Origin of the sequence: Streptomyces rhizoryzae (assembly GCF_023155275.1) — a bacterium.
Lineage (GTDB): Bacteria > Actinomycetota > Actinomycetes > Streptomycetales > Streptomycetaceae > Streptomyces > Streptomyces rhizoryzae.
In genome coordinates this window covers 1-18,180 of the sequence record NZ_JALMUV010000045.1, presented here as the reverse complement: position 1 = coordinate 18,180, position 18,180 = coordinate 1, and the positions used below count along the sequence as shown (strand labels likewise).

Genomic DNA, 18,180 nt, shown 5'->3' with positions numbered 1-18,180 from the left:
ACGACGAACCGTGAATGACGGACGCCGATGAGTACCCGACTGATCCACCGCCCGGCCAGGACCACCCGGCCCCCGGCCGCCTTTGAGGCACGCGTCATCGAGGCCCCGCCCAACCTCCCCGAGGGGAAGGCGGGCAACATCGCGATGTCGCTGCTGCCCGTCGCCGGGGTCATGTCGTCGGTGGTGATGATGACGGTCGTGCGCAACAGCCAGTTCGCCGTGCTGGGCGCGATCATCCTCGTCGTCACGGTCATCGGGTCCGTCGCGCTCGTCTTCTCCCAGCGGGGCAAGGCCCAGCGCATCCGACGCACCCAGCGCGAGGCATACCTCGTGTACCTGGAGGACCTGCGCGAGGAGCTCTCCTCCGAGGAACGCCGGCGTGCCGAACGCGCCGGGGTCCTCAACCCGCCGCCGGCCGCCCTCTATGACATCGTGCGGGATCCGGCGCGGCTGTGGGAGCGCCGCCGCACCGACGGCGACTTCCTGCACGTGCGGGTGGGCACCGGTGAGATGCCCGTGCGGGACTTGAAGATCGCTCAGCAGGGTTCGTCGGTCCTTACCCCGCCGGACCGTTTCATGCTCAACGAGGCGTCGGCGCTGATAGCCCGCTTCCGCACCGGCACCGGGCTCCCCCTGACCGTCCCGCTGGACCGCGTCGGCAACGTCAGCATCATCGGCCCCCGCCCTGACTGCCTGCGCATCGCGCGTGCCCTGCTCCTCCAGGCCGCGGCCCTGCACGCCCCGGATGACGTCGCGATGGCGCTCGCCGTGCCCGGGGATCGGCTCGCCGACTGGGAGTGGGCCAAGTGGCTGCCGCATCTGCTCGACGCCGAGCAGTTCGACGGCCCGGTCGCCGCCCGCCGCATCGCCCCCTCCACCCTCCAGCTCGCCCGGCAGCTCGGCCCAGAACTGGGTCGCCGGGCCTCCTACGCGGCCGAGGTGCGCCGTGGTCTGTCCGGCGGCGATGCCCTGGCGATGACGTCCCGGCTGGTGGTCGTCGCTGACGGCCACGGCGAGGACGCCGTCGACCTGCCGCGTCCCGACGAGGCGGTCGGCCTGCGGGAAATGGGTGTCACCGTCGTGCATCTGGTGGAACAGCGGGTCCAGGAGCCGGGGCAGGTGAGCGTCCGGATCACCGTCGACGACGATCAGGTCCTCATCGAGGACCTGCGGGAGCGGGAGCCGGTCACCGCCCATGGCACCGTGGACGAGGTGAGCATTCCGTTTGCCGAGGGGCTGGCCCGGATGCTGGCGCCGCTGCGTCTGTCCGCCGAGTCCCTCGCCGATGCCCCGCTGACCGGGCCGGTGGACTTCGCCGGCCTCCTCGGCATCGACGACGTAGCGCACCTTGACGTCTCTCGCCTGTGGGCACCACGCGGCGAACGCGCCTTCCTCCGCGTACCCATCGGCCTCAACGACGCCCGCGAGCCGGTGCTGCTGGACCTGAAGGAGTCCTCCGAGCTGGGCATGGGCCCGCACGGCCTGTGTGTCGGCGCCACCGGCTCCGGCAAGTCCGAACTCCTGCGCACCCTCGTCCTCGCCCTCGTCGCCACCCACCCTCCCGAGGACCTCTCCCTCGTCCTGGTCGACTACAAGGGCGGCGCCACCTTCGCGCCGTTCGCCGGCCTGCCGCACGTCGCCGGCGTCATCACCAACCTGGAGAACCAGGCGGGCCTGGTCGAACGCGTCCACGCCTCCCTCGCCGGCGAGGTCAAGCGCCGTCAGCAGGTCCTCAAGGACGCCGGCAACATCTCCGGCATCGGCCACTACACCGCGCTGCGCACCAGCAGTCGGCCCGACCTGGAGGCGCTGCCCCATCTCTTCGTCGTCATCGACGAATTCGGTGAACTGCTCACCGCCAAGCCGGACTTCATCGACCTGTTCCTGTCCATCGGCCGCATCGGCCGCTCCATCGGCGTGCACCTGCTGCTGTCCAGCCAGCGCATCGAAGGCGGCCAGCTCAAGGGGCTGGACACCTACCTCTCGTACCGGCTCGGCCTGCGGACGTTCTCCGCGGACGAGTCCCGCACGGTCCTGGACACCACGGACGCCTTCCACCTGCCGCCGCTGCCCGGCTTCGGCTACCTCAAGGTCGACACCAGCCACTACGACCGCTTCAAGGCAAGCTACGTCTCCGGCCCCTACCGCGGTCCCGTACAGCGCGACGAGGAGGAGGACAGCGGACCCCTCGCCCTCCCCTACGACACCTTCAACTCCACTGCCGCCACCGGAGTTTCGGAGGGGGAGGAACAGATGGCGCGGCGGCGCGAGACGGGGCCGACCGAACTGGGCGTCATCGTCGAGCAGCTGGCGAACGCCGCCGGCCCGGTGCGCCGCATCTGGCTGCCCCCGCTCCCCGAGGCCATCACCCTGGACACCGTCGCCGGACCGCTGGAGGTCAGTGCCCGCGGTACGCAGGTGGCGGGGCGCCGCGGGCCGCTCGACGTCCCGCTCGGGCTCCTCGACGACCCCACCCGGCAGTGGCAGGGCCCGTGGTACCTGGACCTCACGGTGGCCGGCGGTCACGCCGCCGTCATCGGCGGCCCTCAGTCCGGCAAGACCACGCTCCTGCGCACCCTCGTCCTCTCGCTCGCGCTGACCCACACCCCACGCGAGGTCGGCATCTACGGTCTTGACCTGGTCGGCGGCGGCCTGCCGGCGCTGTCGGGCCTGCCGCACGTCGGTGGCATCGCGGGCCGCGCCGACCGTGAGCGCGCGGCCCGGACAGTCGAAGAGGTACGAGCCATGCTCGCGGCCCGGGAGGACCTCTTCCGCGAGCACGGCATCGACTCCGTCGAGCAGTTGCGCGCCCTGCATGCAGCAGGCCGGCTGCCACGGCTCACGTCGGCCGAGATCATCCTCGTCATCGACGGTTTCGGCGCGCTGCGCGACGACTTCGAGGAGCTGGACGACGCCGTCGCCGACCTCCTCAAGCGTGGCGGTGGTTACGGCATCCACGTGGTGGCGGGCATGCTCCGCTGGAACGACGCCCGCATCGCCGTCCAGTCCAACTTCGGCACCCGCATCGAACTGCGGCTGAACGACCCCGGCGAGTCCTGCATCGACCACAAGCTCGCCGCGACGCTTTCCCCCGACGAGCCCGGCCGTGTGCTCACCGACGGCAAACTCTTCGCACAGGTCGCGCTTCCCCGTACCGACGGACGCACCGATGCCGCGGACGTGGGTACCGTCCTGGAGCGATCGGCCCGGACGATCCGGGCCACCTGGAGCGGTGAGGTCGCCCAGCCGGTGCGGGTGCTGCCGCACAAGCTGGAGCCCCATCTCCTGCCGGGTCCCGCCACCGAACCCCGGCGGGTGCCGATCGGCCTCGACCAAGCGGCGCTCCAGCCCGTTGTGCTCGACCTGTTCCGGCATGACCAGCACCTGCTGATCCTGGGTGACAGCGAATGCGGCAAGACGAACCTGCTCAAAACCATCGCCGCGGGCCTCATCGAGCGGTACGGCGAGGACGAGCTGGTCTTCGCCCTCATGGACCCCAGGCGCAGTCTGCGCGGCGCGGTCCCTGAGGAGTTCAACGGCGGCTACGCCTACAACGCCAAGCTGTGCGCGGGCCTTGCTCACGGTATCGCCGACGTCCTGGGCAAACGGCTGCCCGATGACAGTGCGCGGCTGGAGGACCTGGAACCCGGCAACTGGGGCGGCGGTCCGCGGATCGTGGTCCTCGTCGACGACTACGACGTCCTCACCACCGCCGGCCAGGAACCCCTCGCCCCGTTCCTGCCGTTCATCCCCTCGGCGGCCGACATCGGCCTGCACTTCGTCCTCACCCGCCGCGTCGCAGGAGCCTCCCGCGGCCTCTACGAACCCCTCGTACAGGCCCTGCGCGAATCGGGATCCGCCGCCCTCGTCATGTCCGGCGACCGCGGCGAGGGACAGCTGTTCCCCGGCGTGTACGCGTCCCGGCAACCGGCCGGCCGCGGCATCCTCATCCGCAGGGGCCACCCCAACCGGTTGATCCAGACCGTGCACTCCGGCGCCTGACTCCCGGACGTGCCCGTGCACGCGCACCACCCGGGACCTACGGCACCGGTGCCCCGAACAACGCAAAGGACCAGACGACCCATGACCAAGGACGTCATCGCCCTCACCCAACGGATGCCCGACCCGTGGGCCATGCTTGCGGGCCTCCTCTCCGGAGGCCCGGACAAGCTGGTCGACACGGCCGGCGAGGGCGCCGTGGTGCGGCTGTGCGACGGTGAGGGCCGGCCGCTGGTCTCCGTCGAGGCACCGCTGTTCGTACAGGTCCCCGGGGAGGCTGAGCGGCTGCTGGGGGCCACCCCGCCGCCGGTTCCGTACTGGTGGACCGAGGCCCGCGCCACCACCGGCGTCGAAGAGGCCGAGCGCCTCGCCGGCACCTGCGCGGCCCGACTGGCCGCCCTGGCCGACGGCTCCGCCTGGCCACCGGAAGCCACCCGGTCCCTGGCCGTGGTCGAGACCGACGGCCTGAGCGTCGCGCCCGAACCGGCCGCCGCTCACCCTGCCGTCGATGTCCTCACCGACAAGGTCGCCGTCGTCATCCAGGACCGGCCTGTGGTCGCCATGACCGCCTGGCTCTCCGACGCCTTCCGCGCCGCCGCCACCGCCGAGCTCGGCCTCCAGGTCGTCACCCCACCAGGCGCGACGCTCTCCCCGGCCGTCCGCGAGAGCCTCAGCACCTGGCCCTGCCGCTGGGTGGTACGCGACGAACGGGGCGGCTACTACGACGGGCTGACCGGCGCCGTACTGCGCTGGCACGACGGCATGTTCGCCCCCGTACCGTCGCCCGACGCAACCGCTGACGACCCGCGCACCCCGGTGGCCGCCACCTATCAGGACGTCACACCCGCCGCCGGGCGCCAGCTGGCCGTGACCTTCCGCACCGTCCACCCCGCCGACGAACACCTGGTGCTCGGCGGCGCGCTGGAGTCGATATGGCGCGAACTCACCGGCCGGCCCCCGGCCGGCTGGGGAACCGCCGAACCCGCCAACCTCCCCTGGTCACCGCGACAGCTCACCGACCTCGCCCGCGACCGGGCGCCGGAGCCGACCTGGGTCGTGGTGGTCGGCAACCCGGAGCGGCCGGGCCTTGCCACGGTGCGGATCAGCCGCACGAAAGCGGGCGTGGAGGAAGACGTCACGCTGATGTTCGGCTACGGCCCCGACGAGGCCCCGCCGATAGACGCCCTGCCCAGGGCCGCGGAGCTGCTCGCCACCCGCCACCGCCTCCAGTCGATGCTCATCCAGCTCCGCAAAGCCCGCCGCGACTTGGCCGTGCCGCCCCGCTTCGAGGGCCCCGGTGTCCCACTGGCCTTCGTGCTCGGCGCAGAGGAAGTCAGCGGGATACCCGACGACCGCGCCCGAAAGACCCCGCTGACCGAGGCGCCCGCCCCGCTCGGACCGCAGACCCGCCCTGCGCTGTACTACCCCTTCCAGGGAGACCCGTCGGACCTGTCGGTCTGGCAGGACTTCGAGCGCCTGATGCGGCATCTGAAAGGCGCGTGAGCGCACCTGCACCGAGTGGACGGGCGCGTCCCGCTCATCGTCGAACGCACTGCGGCGCCGGGTCGGCGGACAGCGGTTCTGAGCCGTTGTCACACCCTGGTCATAGCATGGGGATGGCGGATTGCTCCGGTGATGCGCAGTTGATAGGCATGACGTGCAAACGGTCATCCAGTCCAGTGGGGGGAGCTCAATGAAGTTCGACATGGGGGCGCAGACGCTCTCGACGCTGAGGTCGCAGTCGCAGGGGTCGAGCACGGAGCTGGGGACGTTGATCCACCAGCTCATCCAGGCGGCCCAGCCGTTGGAGGGGAAGTTCAACGGCGCGGGCAAGGCGGCCTTCGACTCCTTCAAGGCGCACGCGGACGAGATCACAGCGGAGCTGAACGGCGCGCTGGCCGCGATCATCGGGGGCCAGTCGGGCATGGAATCGGCCTTCAGCACCGGCGTCCAGGAGCAGGCCGACAACGCCCGGTCGCAGATGGCGGCGGCCAACTTCGACGCGGCCCGCTTCTCGGGCCGCTGACGCCCGACCGCGACAGACGTACTACGACCAGGTTTCCACGGGGAGGATTGTGATGGCTGCCGGCATGGACCGCCGCTCGTACGACTCGGGCGCATCAGCGGAGGCACAGGGCAACATCCAGGCGGTGATCGGCCGCCTGGAGCAGGTGATCGCGGCACGTGACGCTCAGGTCAAGCAGGCGATGGCGGATTTCACCGCGGACGGTGTCGCCGAGGAGTACCACGGCAAGGAACTGCGCTGGAACCGCGCCTCGCAGGAGGTCAAGAACATCATCCACCTGCTCAAGACCACGCTGGAGAAGAACGACGCCACCGCGCACCAGACGCTCGCCCGCGCGAAGTCCGCGGTCGACAACATCGGCTGAACCACCCGGCGCAGCAGCGGCAGGAGCGGTCCTCCGCGGTGCGCCGACGGATTACCGACCGCAGGAAGCGGCGGAGCCACGGGGGATGTGGCGGCGGTGAAAGCGCAGCAGAGAGGAATGCGGACGTTTCATGGCGTCGTGGGACATTCAGCCGCAGGGAGTCCAGGGTCAGTTGAAGATCGTCGGCACCCGCGCCGAAGATCTGGGGGACGCCCTGAGCACCCTGCTCGCGGACCTGCGAGAGGCAGCTGGGGCAGCGGGTACGGCTGTGCCGGGCTCACAGGCGGCCGCGCTGCCGCACGGGCCCGTGATGCCGGGGCCCGCTCTGAAGGGGCCGACGGGCGCAGCGGTGCTGTCGCAGACGTCGACGGGTCCGGTCGGCGCCGCGCTGGCCGAGTACGCGGCGGCCCGTAAGAGCGACCTCAAGGCGATGGCCGATCGCTGCCAGGCCGCCGTCCTGGGCGCGGCCAAAGCCACCAACGAGTACGTCCAAGGCGACCTGGAAGCTGCCCAGAACGCCCAGCGCGCCGCCCGCGCGGTGCGCCTGGACGCCTTCAAGGACTTCGGGGGGAAGCAGAGATGAGCGACGGCGCACCGGTCGACCCGTCCGAGGTACCGGTCTTCACCGGCGACCTGGACCTACTCGAAGCCAAGGTGAAGTCGCTCTCGAACGGCGGCTCCAAGGTCGCGACCGCCGGCTCGGACGTCCACAAGTCCTTCGGCGGCCTGTCCGCCTACTACAAGGCGCCCGAGGCGGAGCAACTGTTCGGCGTCACCAAGCCCGTGGCGGACAAGGCCCGCGAGGTCGGCCACGACGCGCGTGTCATCGCCGGCGCCCTGGGCACCTACGCCAGCGAGATCCGCCCGCTGGTCAAGCAGCTCCAGCAACTCAAACAGGACGCCGCCGCCTTCCGCCACAAAGTCGACTCCAGCGACGACGACTGGCGCGAAGACAGTGACCTGACCGACGAGAACCTGGCGCGCCGCAACAAGATCGCCGAGGTGTGGGCCGCGTTCCAGGCGGCCGAACGCGACTGTCACGCCAAGATCGTCGGCCTGGTCGGCGGCAAAGCCCTCCACGCCATCGACGCCTCCCACAAGAACGGCTACGGCTACGACGCCGAAACCCTCAAGCAGTCCCGCAGCCTGCCCTGGGGCGACGCGGTCGAGGAATCCGTCCCCTGGTGGAAGGTCTGGGACCACGCCTACGACTTCGGCAAGGGCGTCATCATCGACGGCGCATGGGGCGGCATCAAGGGCCTGCTGACCCTGTTCGGCTGGGAGGGCTCGGAGGCCGCAGGACAGGCATGGCTCGGCCTGGCCAAGCTCACCACCACAACTTCGCTCATCCTGGCCATGCCCGGCTTGGCCGCCCCCTACTTGATGACACCGGGGCGCATGCTCCCCTCCTGGTTCCGCGATTCCCGTACCGCGATGCTGGAGACCGGCAAGGCATTCGTGGCCTGGGACCAGTGGGAATCCAACGGCTCCCGTGCCGCCGGCGCGGTCACCTTCAACGCCATCACCGCGATCATCACCCGTGGCGGAGGCGCCGCCGTGGAGGGCGCGACAAAGGCCGGCGTGGCGGTCAGGGCCGTGTCGGTAGCCGGGAAAGTGGGCGAGGTCATCGACCCGATGACCTACGTCTTCAAGGGCGCGGGCACCGGCATCTCCAAGATCGGCGACGTGATGGCCCACCTCAAGAACGCCGGCCACTTCCAGGTCCCGAAGATTTCCGAGGGCGTCTACAGCCTGCCCGAAGGCGCCACCAAGCTGCCGGACGGCACGATCCAGCTGCCCAAGGACGCCGCCATCCCGGAAGGGGCGAACAAACTCTCCGGCAGCAGGGTCAAACTGCCCGAAGGAACGGTTGAACTCCCGCCAAATACGGTGAAGGACCCGGCCACCGGGCGGTACATGAGCGGCAGAGGCGACCTCTACAACGAGGATGGCAGCCTCTTCCAGCGCGCCGAAGACGCCCCGAAGGGACAGACCACCACACCTACCACGGGCGCGGACAACCCACGGACCGAGAGCCCAGTCCGACAGGAACAGCCAGTCCTGGTCGGGGTCGGCGGACGCAGCGACGACGTCACACGCGTCGGCTCTGACATCTCTGATCCGGTGAGTGCCGCAGACGACGTCCCGGTCGGCCGCACCGACACGGCTCCGGGCGGCACCTTGAGCCACACTCCTGCCGGCCACGCAGCTGACCGCATGGTCACCAACGAGCTGGACAACGCCTCCCGCGGTGGCCGAGGTGACGCACCGCACACGGACGGTAGTCACCCGGACAGCCCGTCAACTGCCGACCATAGCCACAACCCTAGTCATTCGGACGGGCCGTCGGCAGGCGGCTCTCACGCCGACGGGCCCGGCGCGGGCGGCAGCCACCACGAGCCCCCGTCGGCAGGTGGAATCCATCCGGGCAGCCCGGAGGAGTCGGCCCGCGGCGCGGAGAACGCGGCACACCGAGCGGAGTACGAAGCTGCCCGCGAGAAGCCTGCCGACGAGCGGACACCCGCAGAACGGGCGGCCATCACCCGTGAGCACGTCCGGCTGGCCAACGAGGACCCGGTCTGGCGCGCAAAGCACTACGACAAGTGGGGGCTTGGCAAACGGAACAATGGCGAGGCATTGGTCGACGGCCAGCTTCTGCCGAAGCTGGCCGAGAAACCGGGCGGCGGATGGATGGCCGCCGATGACCTGCCCTACGCGAACTCCGAGAAGTACCACCTGGACGACCTCGTACGGGGCCGGGATACGGTCGGCCACCAAGGCCACCTCAACCACCTCGACGACGTTTCGGCCAAGCGCGTAGCAGGCATGGACCTGAAGAGCGCTGAAAAGGCTTACGAGAACAACCCGACCCATGAGACCGCTCAGGCACTCGCCGACGCGCAGGATCACTTCAACAAGACGGTCGGCGAGGGTGTCTCCAACAACACCAAGCTCGGCGAAGCCCTCGGCGAGGAGGCCGCACGCTGCCACATGCTCCTGCAGAAGGAGTTCGAAGGGGCCCACGAGATCACCGACCTTCCCGAGACGCCCAACGGCTCGAAGAGGTTCGACCAGCTCTGGCGTGACAAGGACGGTAACCTCATCATCGTCGAGGCGAAGGGCCCGAACGCGCGACTGGACTGGCGCAAGGGCAACGGTGCGCTCGACCGGGGCACCATGGTGAAGCAGGGAACCCTCGAGTATGTCCGCACCATTTGCGCCGATATGGAGCAGCGCGCCCTTGTGTCGCCGAAAGACGCGCAATACGCCAAGGAGATCAGAGCGGCCATCGAGAACAAGACCCTGCGCTACGTTCTCGTCCAGGCCACCGAAAACACCGGAAGCTATGCTGGCGCAGAGCTCAAATACCTCAAGATCTTCTAAGGAGAAAACGCGTTGGTCTCGAGCATCCCCCGCCACCCCTTTCCCACAGGGAACGCGGAAGACGGCCTCGCCGTGCTCCAGGAGAACGCGCAGGAACTGATCGACGGTCTGGAGGCGGGCACCGCTAATCTGGGCGATGCTCTGGGCACCACGCTCACCCTGGCCGAGGCACACTGCTTGTTGGACCCACGGGCCGCGATCTTCCCGACGTGGGACGCCTGGGTGAACGCGATGCAGGTCGGCTCCGCCTTGTTCGCCGCCGCGACCACGACCGATGAGCACGTGCAGTGCCGCATCGCTCACAAGGACCGCACGCTCTCGGCCACGGGCCCGCAGTGGTACGTACACCCGGGATCCTGGCTTAGTGCCTTCTACCTGGCGGTGGTGTGCCGGGAGAAGGACAGGATCACAGCCCTGTGCCAGGTACCCCTGTCCCTGCTGCGGGAGAACGGCTCACGCTTCGGGGAGTACGACTACGCCTGGATCGAAACCCTCCAGACCTATTGGCTCGGAGGCCAGGACCTCGTCCCGAAGCTGGTGGCCGCGGTCGACGCCACCGACCCGGAAGCAGTCGACGATCCTGAAACGGTAGGCAAGCTGCTGTATCCCCCGATGGAGATGTTTCACCGATTCATCCGCAAGGACCAGGACGGCTTCAACAAGGCGCTGGCCAACGCCCTACAGTGGCATAAGCAGTACTGGAGCGAGGAGGAGCGAGCCTTCGAGATCTCGGGCCTCGTCGCCCTCGCCCCGCTCGCCATGGCCTGCATCGCCCACGACGCTGGCATGCCCATCGAGATCGAGTCCGAGTACCTGCCCGCCGTCCTCATCAAGCGCAACTGGTGCGGAGAGTTCCCCACATAGCAGCCACCCCATCTGCCGCACCGACATTCCACCGCGAGATATCCGATGGGCCGTACTGGCCCATTGGACAGGTGCTAGATGACGGGCCGTCATAGCCCAGAGAACTGGGAAAACAGCCGTTTTGGCTGCCCACTGCGGAATAGTCAGAGTCCCCCGTTGATTGGTCTTCTTGCAGAGATCACGGGAGGGGGACGCTGGTGGCCGAGCTGATGTTGTTCCGACGCGACGAGAACGGGCGGGATGTCGAGCTGCCCGGCTCGACGGTGGCGCTGGAGGTGGAGCTGCAGCGGCGGGTCGAGGCCGGCCTGGAGCAGATGCTCGGCATCCGGTTCCTAGCATCGGAGTACCCAACCGGTCCGTGGCACCGGGGCCGGATCGACACCCTGGGGCTGGATGAGAACGGCAGCCCGGTGGTGATCGAGTACAAGAAGGGCTCCGACAGCGGGGTGCTGTCGCAGGCCGTCTCCTATCTGTCCTGGCTGGACTCGGCGCGCCACGAGGTCGAGGCACTCGTCCGGAGGGTGCTCGGCGCGGAGGCCGCGGAGACCATCGACTGGCGCCGCCCGCGGATGGTCTGCATCGCGGCGGGCTTCTCCCACCACGACCGCGTGGCCGTGCAGCGGCTGCCCGAACGGATCGACCTGGTGCGCTACCGCGTTTTCGAGGGTGGCCTGCTGAGCCTGCTGCTCGTGCACTCCTCGCCCGGTTCGGCCAACGCTGCTTCGTCTCGGCGGAGCAGGGAGCGCGCCACGGCGACCGCCGACGTGCCGGCGGCCCCGGCGGCTTCCGCGCCGACCGACCCTGGTGGTCTCGTCCCTGAGTGCCTGCGCGACCTGTACGCGGAGCTGGACGACGCGCTCACGGCGTGGGGCGAGGTCGAGGTGGCCCCGCTCCGGCACTACATCGCCTACCGCCGGCTGGTCAACGTCGCCTCGGTGATCTTCCGTCCGAAGCACGAGGCGATCCTGGTCTACCTCAGACTGGACCCGGGCACCGTCGCGCTGGAGGAGGGCTTCACGCGGGACATGCGCGGCATCGGACATCTCGGGACCGGGGACCTGGAGGTACGTATCGCCTCGGCGGCCGACCTGGAGAAGGCAGCACCGCTGATCCGGCGCGCGTTCGAGGCGGCCTGACGCAAGCGGAAGGGCGGCCGGCGCATCGTTTACTCGATGTGCCGGCCGCCCTTTGGCGTCTGCGGTCCGCGGGCCCCGGGCCCGCTCTCATGGTCACTCCCCCGGTCCGGCGAGGACGAAGTCGTCCTGCGTCAGTTCCGCGCGGAGGCGCTGCTCGGCCACGTCGGCGTAGTGCGAGGACAGCTCGACGCCCACGAAGCGACGGCCCTCGCGGAGGGCCGCGATTCCGGTGGAGCCGCTGCCCGTGAACGGGGCCAGGACGACTCCGCCTTCGGGGCAGATCTGTACGAGCTGCTGCATGATCTCGACCGGCTTCTGCGTGATGTGCACCCGGTCCTTGCGCGGCTGGGAGGCGATGAAGTGGCCGGGCAGGTACAGATCCCGGTCCTTGGCCAGGCTGCCCTTGACGCCCCAGGTGATGAACTCGGCCGACTGCTTGAACCCGCTCTTGCGAGGCCGGCTGGCGGGCTTGATCCACGGAATCGTGCCGCTCCAGGTCCAGCCCGCCATCTGCACGGCGTCGGACGTGGTCGGTTCTTGGCGCCAGTCCGAGAAGACGAGGGCGACCGCGTGCTCGGTGGAGGCCCGGTACGCCTCGGTGAGCAGGGCGGTCAACCAGCTCCGGTAGCTGCGCTGGTCGCGGTTCTCGCCGGGGAAGTTCTGCACGTCGTGTGCGCTGTTGCTGGTGACGTACTTGGCGCGCGCGGTGCGGCCGGTGCGGTCCGCGCTGGTGCGTCCGCCGGAGTTGTACGGCGGATCGGTGATGACGGCGTTGACGCTCTCGTCCGGGAGGGTCTTCAGCACGGTCAGGGCGTCGCCTCGATGCAGCGTGTAGCTCATGTGCGGGGCCTCTTTCAGGACATGGCGGAACTGAACCGCTCCGCACGGCGCTTCAGCAGCGGTCGTTCCGAGCGGGGGTGCGCCGGAGGTTAGCCGCGTTTCCCGGCGGCACCCAACCATCCGAGCGGTGCTCTGCGGTCGGGGCCGGGAGCCGTTTGGTGCGGCCGGAATCCCGGCCTACTGTCTCGCCATGTCACCGGGACAGAGCCTCGCTCCACCCGCGCTGACCTGTACTTATCCGTGTCGGCTCATCCAAAGGAGCAGCACGGCAGGCCCATTGGCCGCTCATTCCCGAAGCCGTGAGGAGACCCGGTGTTCCGCCTGAGATTACGAGCGCGGCTGGCTGCCGCGCGTGACCGGAGACCGGCGCCCAGGAGCTAGCAACTCCTCTGGCCCGGGCCCGCCCGAGAGGCGGATGCACATCGGCGCGGTGCCGACGGCTTTGCACGAGAAGTCGGCACCGCGCCTCCTACGAACCACGAGGAGCCGCTGCGATGCAGCATGCCCTGATACGTCCGCGCCCTGATCCAGCACCGCTATCCGGCCGGCACCTGCGCGTCGGTGAACGGCGGCGGTGATGAAGAAGACCACCGGAGCGGTCGTCGGTCTCTTCGCAACCGGACCGCTGCTGTTGGCCGTTCCGATCCTCGCCATCGGCGCCGGGAATGCTTCGGCCGCCTGCTCGACCGACGGCCCACAGGCCGTGGACACTTCAGCCGTTGCCGCTCAGGTCAAGGCGATCCTGGGCGGTGGCACCAAGGGGACGGTCGCCGTGCCGGGGCTGGACGACCCGGCCGAGCAAGTGCCCAACGCCAAGACGATCCAGGCCACCGGCGTCGCGATGCACATCCCGGCCCGGGGGCAGGTCGTTGCCTTGGCCACCGCACTACAGGAAAGTGGCCTGCGGAACCTCACCTACGGCGACCGGGATTCGCCTTGACTTCGCCACCGACCCCGCCGGAACCGTCACCGACGGCATCGGAGCGTGGATCGCGAAGTCGGCGGGAGAACTGGCCGCCAGCGCGTCGAATCTCGCCGCCAAGGCCGTCAACAACACGACCGCCATCGATCTCAACGCCGGGTGGTTCCGGCACAACTACGAGCTGCTGCTGCCCATCGGGCTCGCCCTGACCGTGGGCACGTTCTGCATCCAGTTGATGTTCGCGGCCTGGCGGAGGGACGAACGCGCTCTGGCCAAGGCCGCGGTCGGCACCATGACCGGCGTCCTCTTCAGCTTCTGCGCCCTCGCCTTCACCACCGTCGCCCTCACTGTGGTCGACGCCTTGTCCGACGGCCTGTTCCAAGCAGCCAACACCTCAGTCGACGACGCGATCCGGCGCGTGGTGAAGGTCAACGAGCTCGGGGCGATGTACGGCCTCGGCTGGGGCGTCCCGGCCCTGGTCGCCCTGGGGTGCGCGCTCGGCGCCTTCCTGTACTGGGGCGTGATGGTCGCCCGCAAGGTCGGCGTGCTGATCATGGTGGCCCTCGCCGTCTTCGCCGGCTCCGGCGGCGGCTGGGAGGTCGCCATGCGATGGCGGCGCGGCTGGATCGAGGCCACCGCCACCCTGGTCGTCTCGAAACTGCTGATGACCGTGGTCTTCCTGATCGGTGTCTCCGCGATGGGCAAGTCCGACGCCCACGACGGCATGGCGGCTCTGTCCGACGCGTTGGCCGGCATCGTCGTAATGGTCCTGGTGCTGCTCTGTCCGTACGCGACGTACAAGTTCGTTCACTGGGCGAGCGACGGTGGCGGCCACGACGACCTGCACCGCACCGGCGTCGCAGGCATGGCGGTCGCCGCGGGGGCCGCGAAGACCGCGGGCAGCCTGGCGATGCAGGCCGGCACCGGCACCCCTGCACCGCAAGGGCCGAGCAAGGTCCCCGGCGCAGACAGTGACGGTGTCGCCTCCGGAATCAACCCGTCCGGCAGCAACCTCACCAAGGAGGGCATCGACGCCGGACCGCCCAAGCCCCAAACACGGTTCCGATACGGCGAAGACCCGAACGCCTCCGGCGACAAGGGCCGAGCCCTGATCCAGCGCACCGGCATCGCGCCGCTCATCACCCGGCCCAGCGACGGCGACACGGAGGGCTCCGAAGCAGGGTCGCTGGGTGGACAGTTCGCCGGCGCGACGACGCCGGGCGGCAGCATGACCCACGCGGGTACCGCGCCGCCTGCCGGCCCTGCTCCCGGCGGAACGAGCGACCCTGCCGCACCGCCTCCGCCATCCAGTGGGCCTTCGGCAATCGGATCTACGACACCGACCAGTTGGGTGTTCCCGAAGCAGCCGCCTTCGGGTTCCTGACCAGCCACAGCCGGGGGCGGGCCGCACCCGCAGCCCGCCCCCCGGCGCCCCATACCCCGCACCGCCCATCGCCGGAAACGGAGCCCCGCCATGACCTCCAGAAGAGCGCTGCGCGCCTCGCCCTCCGCCCGCTCCCACCGTCTGGAATCACCATGTCTGACAAGCACCGGCCCCAAGCGGCCACCGTGAAATTTCCCCACCGCAGCAGGCGCGGCATCCTGCTCGGCCTGACCGCCCCGCAACTGATCGTCGTCAGTCTCACCGGCCTGCTCCTCCTCGCCGTGATCCTCACGCACGGCGTGGTCGGCGCCCTCGAACTCATACCCCTCTGGGCCGTCATCGCCGTCCTGACCTTCGTCCGGTACCGAGGCCGCGCCCTGGCCGACTGGGCTCCGATCGTCATCCGGTACGTCCTGCGCCGGACGCGGGGCCAGCTGATCTGGCTCGCCCGGCCCTCCCGCCGGCCGGTCCGCGAAGGACTCCTGCACCTGCCCGGTACCGCGGCCAGTCTGCGTGTGGTCACCGCCCCCGACCGCCGGTACGGCGCGGTCCACAACCCCCACACCGGTACCCTGACCGCGGTCGTCGAGGTCTCCTCCCGCGCCTACGCGCTGCTCGACCCGGGAACCCAGAACGCCAACGTCAATGGCTGGGGACGCGCACTGGCCGCGCTCACCCGGACCGGCCAGGTCGCCCGCATCCAGGTGATCGAGCGCACCGTCCCGGACTCCGGTGACGCGCTGCGCCGCTACTGGGAGGAGCACGGCCGGCCCGATGCCCCCGTGGCCGGCACGCTCTACAACGAGCTGATCCAGAGCGCGGGCCCGGCCGCGGCGCCGCACGAGGCGTACGTCGCGGTGTCCCTGGACGCCAAGGCCGCACGACGTCTGATCAACCAGGCCGGCGGCGGTCTCACCGGGGCCTTCAGCGTCCTGGCCCAGCTGACCTCGACCTTCGACCAGGCCGCCCGCACCGCGGGGCTCAACCCCACCGGCTGGCTCACATCCCGCGAGATCGCGGCCGTCGTGCGAGCCGCGTACGACCCGAAGGCCCTCGCAACGCTGGACCGTTGGTCCACCGCGGGCCGCCCCGAGGCCCAGCCCGCCGCTGCCGGTCCCGTCGTGGTCGTTGAGAAGTCGGACCACATCGCGACCGACTCCACCGTCCACGCCACGTACTGGGTGGGGAACTGGCCGCGGACCGAGACGTCGGCGGGCTTCCTGCACCAGCTCCTGTTCACCGCCGGGGGCCGGCGCACCCTGTCGCTGTCGTACGAGCCGAAGGGACTGGACGCCGCGCTGCGCGACGTCCAGCGCAAGAAGGCCAGTGTGATCGCCGACGCCGCCGAGCGAGCCCGGCGGGGCCAGGTCGACTCCGAGGCGGACTCGATCGAGTACCAGGACATCAAGTCCCGTGAGCGCCAGCTCATCGCCGGCCACGCGGATGTCGCCCTGACCGGCCTGCTGACCGTCTCGGTCGACTCGGAGGAGGAACTGCGGTCCGCCTGCGCGGTCGTGGAGACCGCGGCCGTCGGCGCCCAGCTCAACCTCCGGCCGCTTACCTGGCAGCAGGCCGAAGCGTTCACCGCCGCCGCCCTGCCGCTCGCCCTCGCCACCTGACTCCGGCCGCCCCTCCCTTTCGAAAGAGCAGCCCATGTCCCGCACCACCAGCCCGACCGCGCAGGACTTCGTGCCCTTCGCCACCGCAGCGCTCGACTTCCACCGCGCGCTCAACATCCCGGGCGGCCCGCTCGTCACCACTCGCGCCGAGCTGGACGCCCTGCACGCCCACCTCGTCTCACTGCACGGCCTGCTCGATGCCCATGCCGTCCGCACCGGGCAGCTCGTCCCGGCTGCGGGAGACCAGCTCCGCGCGGCCCGCACTCGCATCTGGCAGGCCGCCGATCACGTCCACACCGCGTACCACGCGGCACCCCGGCCGCACTCCGGCGAACTGCCCGAGCCCGAGGTATGCCAGGCCGGCCTGCCCGAAGGGGCGCCCGAGCTGACCATCTGCCAGCGCCACCAGCGCGCCGCGCATCTGGTGCGCCGCCGCACCACCCCGGCCGACCTGCACGCGCCGTTCACCGGCCTCGTCCACCGCTGACGAGCTTTCCGTCTGGAGAAACGTTCATGCCCCGCCCCCGCGCCAGCGCCTCCCACCTGTTCGTCCCCCGCAAGGCATCCCGCGCCCAGCAGCGAGCCGCACGTGCCGGCTTCGCCGAGGCCCGCCGCCAAGCCCGCCTCGCCGGAACTTCACCGAAGCACCGCGCCGAGCAGACCCTCGACCCCGAATTGCGGCCGACCTACCCGCCGTCCGGCCGCCCTGGCCCCTCCTCGGCCCGGGGCGGCAAGCTCAGCCTGCCCGCCCACCGCATGACCACGGCCACCGTCAGCGGCGCGGACCCGTTTCTCGCGGAGGGCGGGCTGGGCGCCGAAGGGATCTTCATCGGCCGGGACGTGCACGCCGAAGCGGCGTTCTGCTACGACCCCTTCTCGCTGTACGGCAACGGGCGGATCGAGGGCTTCACCAATCCGAACGCCGTCCTGGCCGCAATCATCGGGATGGGCAAGAGCGCCTTGGCCAAGTCGATAGCCACCCGTGCCATCGCCCACGGCTACCGGGTCTACGTTCCGTGCGACCCCAAGGGAGAATGGACGGCCGTCGCCCAGGCCCTCGGCGGCTACAGCATCGCGCTGGGGCCGGGGCTCCCGGGCCGGCTGAACCCGCTGGACGCTCCGGCCCGGCCCGCCTCGGTGAGCGAGAGCGACTGGACCACCGAGGTGCGAAAGCGACGCCTCCTGCTCCTGGCCGGCCTGGCCCGCACAGTCCTCAAGCGCGATCTCCTGCCGATGGAACACACGGCTCTCGACCTCGCCCTCGACCTGGCCGTCGCCGAGGCCGACGCCGGCGGCACGGTGCCGCTGCTCGGCGACATCGCGCACGCCCTCGGCTCGCCCGAGCGCCTCGACCGGGCCCTCGGTGACCACGCCGGGCGCATGGGGGCCGCCGCACAGGACCTCGCACACGCCCTTCGCCGTCTCGTCCACGGCGACCTGAGCGGCATGTTCGACGCCCCCTCCACGGTGGCCTTCGACCCCACCACCCCGATGCTGTCCATCGACCTCTCCCGTCTCGGCGGCTCCGGTGACGACACCGCGTTGGTCTTGGCCATGACCTGCGCTTCCGCGTGGATGGAGAGCGCACTAGGACTTGTCCGGCCGATCATGTGACTGCTCTGCGTCCGGATCGTTGATGTGG

At 70.2% G+C, this 18,180-nt stretch carries 12 protein-coding genes and 2 pseudogenes; 13 read left to right on the top strand and 1 reads right to left on the bottom strand.

What is annotated here, in order from left to right; genetic code table 11:
• Positions 1 to 27: 27 nt before the first annotated feature.
• From eccCa to MUU72_RS28290, 8 genes are all read left to right on the top strand, one after another.
• A complete protein-coding gene (gene eccCa, locus MUU72_RS28325) occupies positions 28 to 4,002 on the top strand; it encodes a type VII secretion protein EccCa (protein ID WP_248016256.1) in 3,975 nt (1,324 codons plus the stop codon).
• 81 nt (positions 4,003 to 4,083) lie between these two features.
• Complete coding sequence (locus MUU72_RS28320) at positions 4,084 to 5,502, top strand: DUF6177 family protein (protein ID WP_248016255.1); 1,419 nt, start codon at positions 4,084 to 4,086, stop codon at positions 5,500 to 5,502.
• Positions 5,503 to 5,692: 190 nt separating this feature from the next.
• A complete protein-coding gene (locus MUU72_RS28315; protein ID WP_248016254.1) occupies positions 5,693 to 6,025 on the top strand; it encodes a hypothetical protein in 333 nt (110 codons plus the stop codon).
• A 52-nt stretch (positions 6,026 to 6,077) separates the two neighbouring features.
• A complete protein-coding gene (locus MUU72_RS28310) occupies positions 6,078 to 6,389 on the top strand; it encodes a pore-forming ESAT-6 family protein (RefSeq protein ID WP_248016253.1) in 312 nt (103 codons plus the stop codon).
• A gap of 130 nt (positions 6,390 to 6,519) precedes the next feature.
• On the top strand, positions 6,520 to 6,972 hold the full coding sequence (locus MUU72_RS28305; protein WP_248016252.1) for a DUF6507 family protein: 453 nt from the start codon (positions 6,520 to 6,522) through the stop codon (positions 6,970 to 6,972).
• A complete protein-coding gene (locus MUU72_RS28300) occupies positions 6,969 to 9,773 on the top strand; it encodes a hypothetical protein (RefSeq protein ID WP_248016251.1) in 2,805 nt (934 codons plus the stop codon). Before MUU72_RS28305 ends, MUU72_RS28300 begins: the two co-directional genes overlap by 4 nt.
• A 12-nt stretch (positions 9,774 to 9,785) precedes the next feature.
• The gene (locus tag MUU72_RS28295) at positions 9,786 to 10,637 is read left to right on the top strand and encodes an immunity 49 family protein (RefSeq protein WP_248016250.1); all 852 of its coding nucleotides are present in this window, start codon (positions 9,786 to 9,788) and stop codon (positions 10,635 to 10,637) included.
• A gap of 197 nt (positions 10,638 to 10,834) precedes the next feature.
• Positions 10,835 to 11,773, top strand: coding sequence for a DUF5655 domain-containing protein (locus MUU72_RS28290; protein WP_248016249.1), 939 nt, complete (start codon positions 10,835 to 10,837; stop codon positions 11,771 to 11,773).
• A gap of 93 nt (positions 11,774 to 11,866) precedes the next feature.
• Here MUU72_RS28290 and MUU72_RS28285 read toward each other — a convergent pair whose 3' ends face one another.
• A complete protein-coding gene (locus MUU72_RS28285) occupies positions 11,867 to 12,613 on the bottom strand; it encodes a DNA-methyltransferase (protein WP_248016248.1) in 747 nt (248 codons plus the stop codon).
• 577 nt (positions 12,614 to 13,190) lie between these two features.
• Here MUU72_RS28285 and MUU72_RS28280 point away from each other — a divergent pair.
• The 5 genes and pseudogenes from MUU72_RS28280 to MUU72_RS28260 form a co-directional block, all read left to right on the top strand.
• A pseudogene (locus tag MUU72_RS28280) lies at positions 13,191 to 13,547 on the top strand (hypothetical protein); the annotation flags it as partial.
• Positions 13,510 to 14,919, top strand: a complete 1,410-nt coding sequence (locus MUU72_RS28275) for an SCO6881 family protein (protein ID WP_443743068.1) — start codon at positions 13,510 to 13,512, stop codon at positions 14,917 to 14,919. The pseudogene MUU72_RS28280 and the gene MUU72_RS28275, both read left to right, overlap by 38 nt.
• A 152-nt stretch (positions 14,920 to 15,071) precedes the next feature.
• Entirely contained in the window at positions 15,072 to 16,538 is a 1,467-nt protein-coding gene (locus MUU72_RS28270) for an SCO6880 family protein (RefSeq protein ID WP_248016247.1), read from the top strand.
• A gap of 34 nt (positions 16,539 to 16,572) precedes the next feature.
• Positions 16,573 to 17,025, top strand: coding sequence for a DUF6238 family protein (locus MUU72_RS28265; RefSeq protein WP_248016246.1), 453 nt, complete (start codon positions 16,573 to 16,575; stop codon positions 17,023 to 17,025).
• A 26-nt stretch (positions 17,026 to 17,051) separates the two neighbouring features.
• Positions 17,052 to 18,128 (top strand): annotated as a pseudogene (locus MUU72_RS28260) (putative type IV secretion/conjugal transfer ATPase); the annotation flags it as partial.
• Positions 18,129 to 18,180 lie beyond the last annotated feature (52 nt).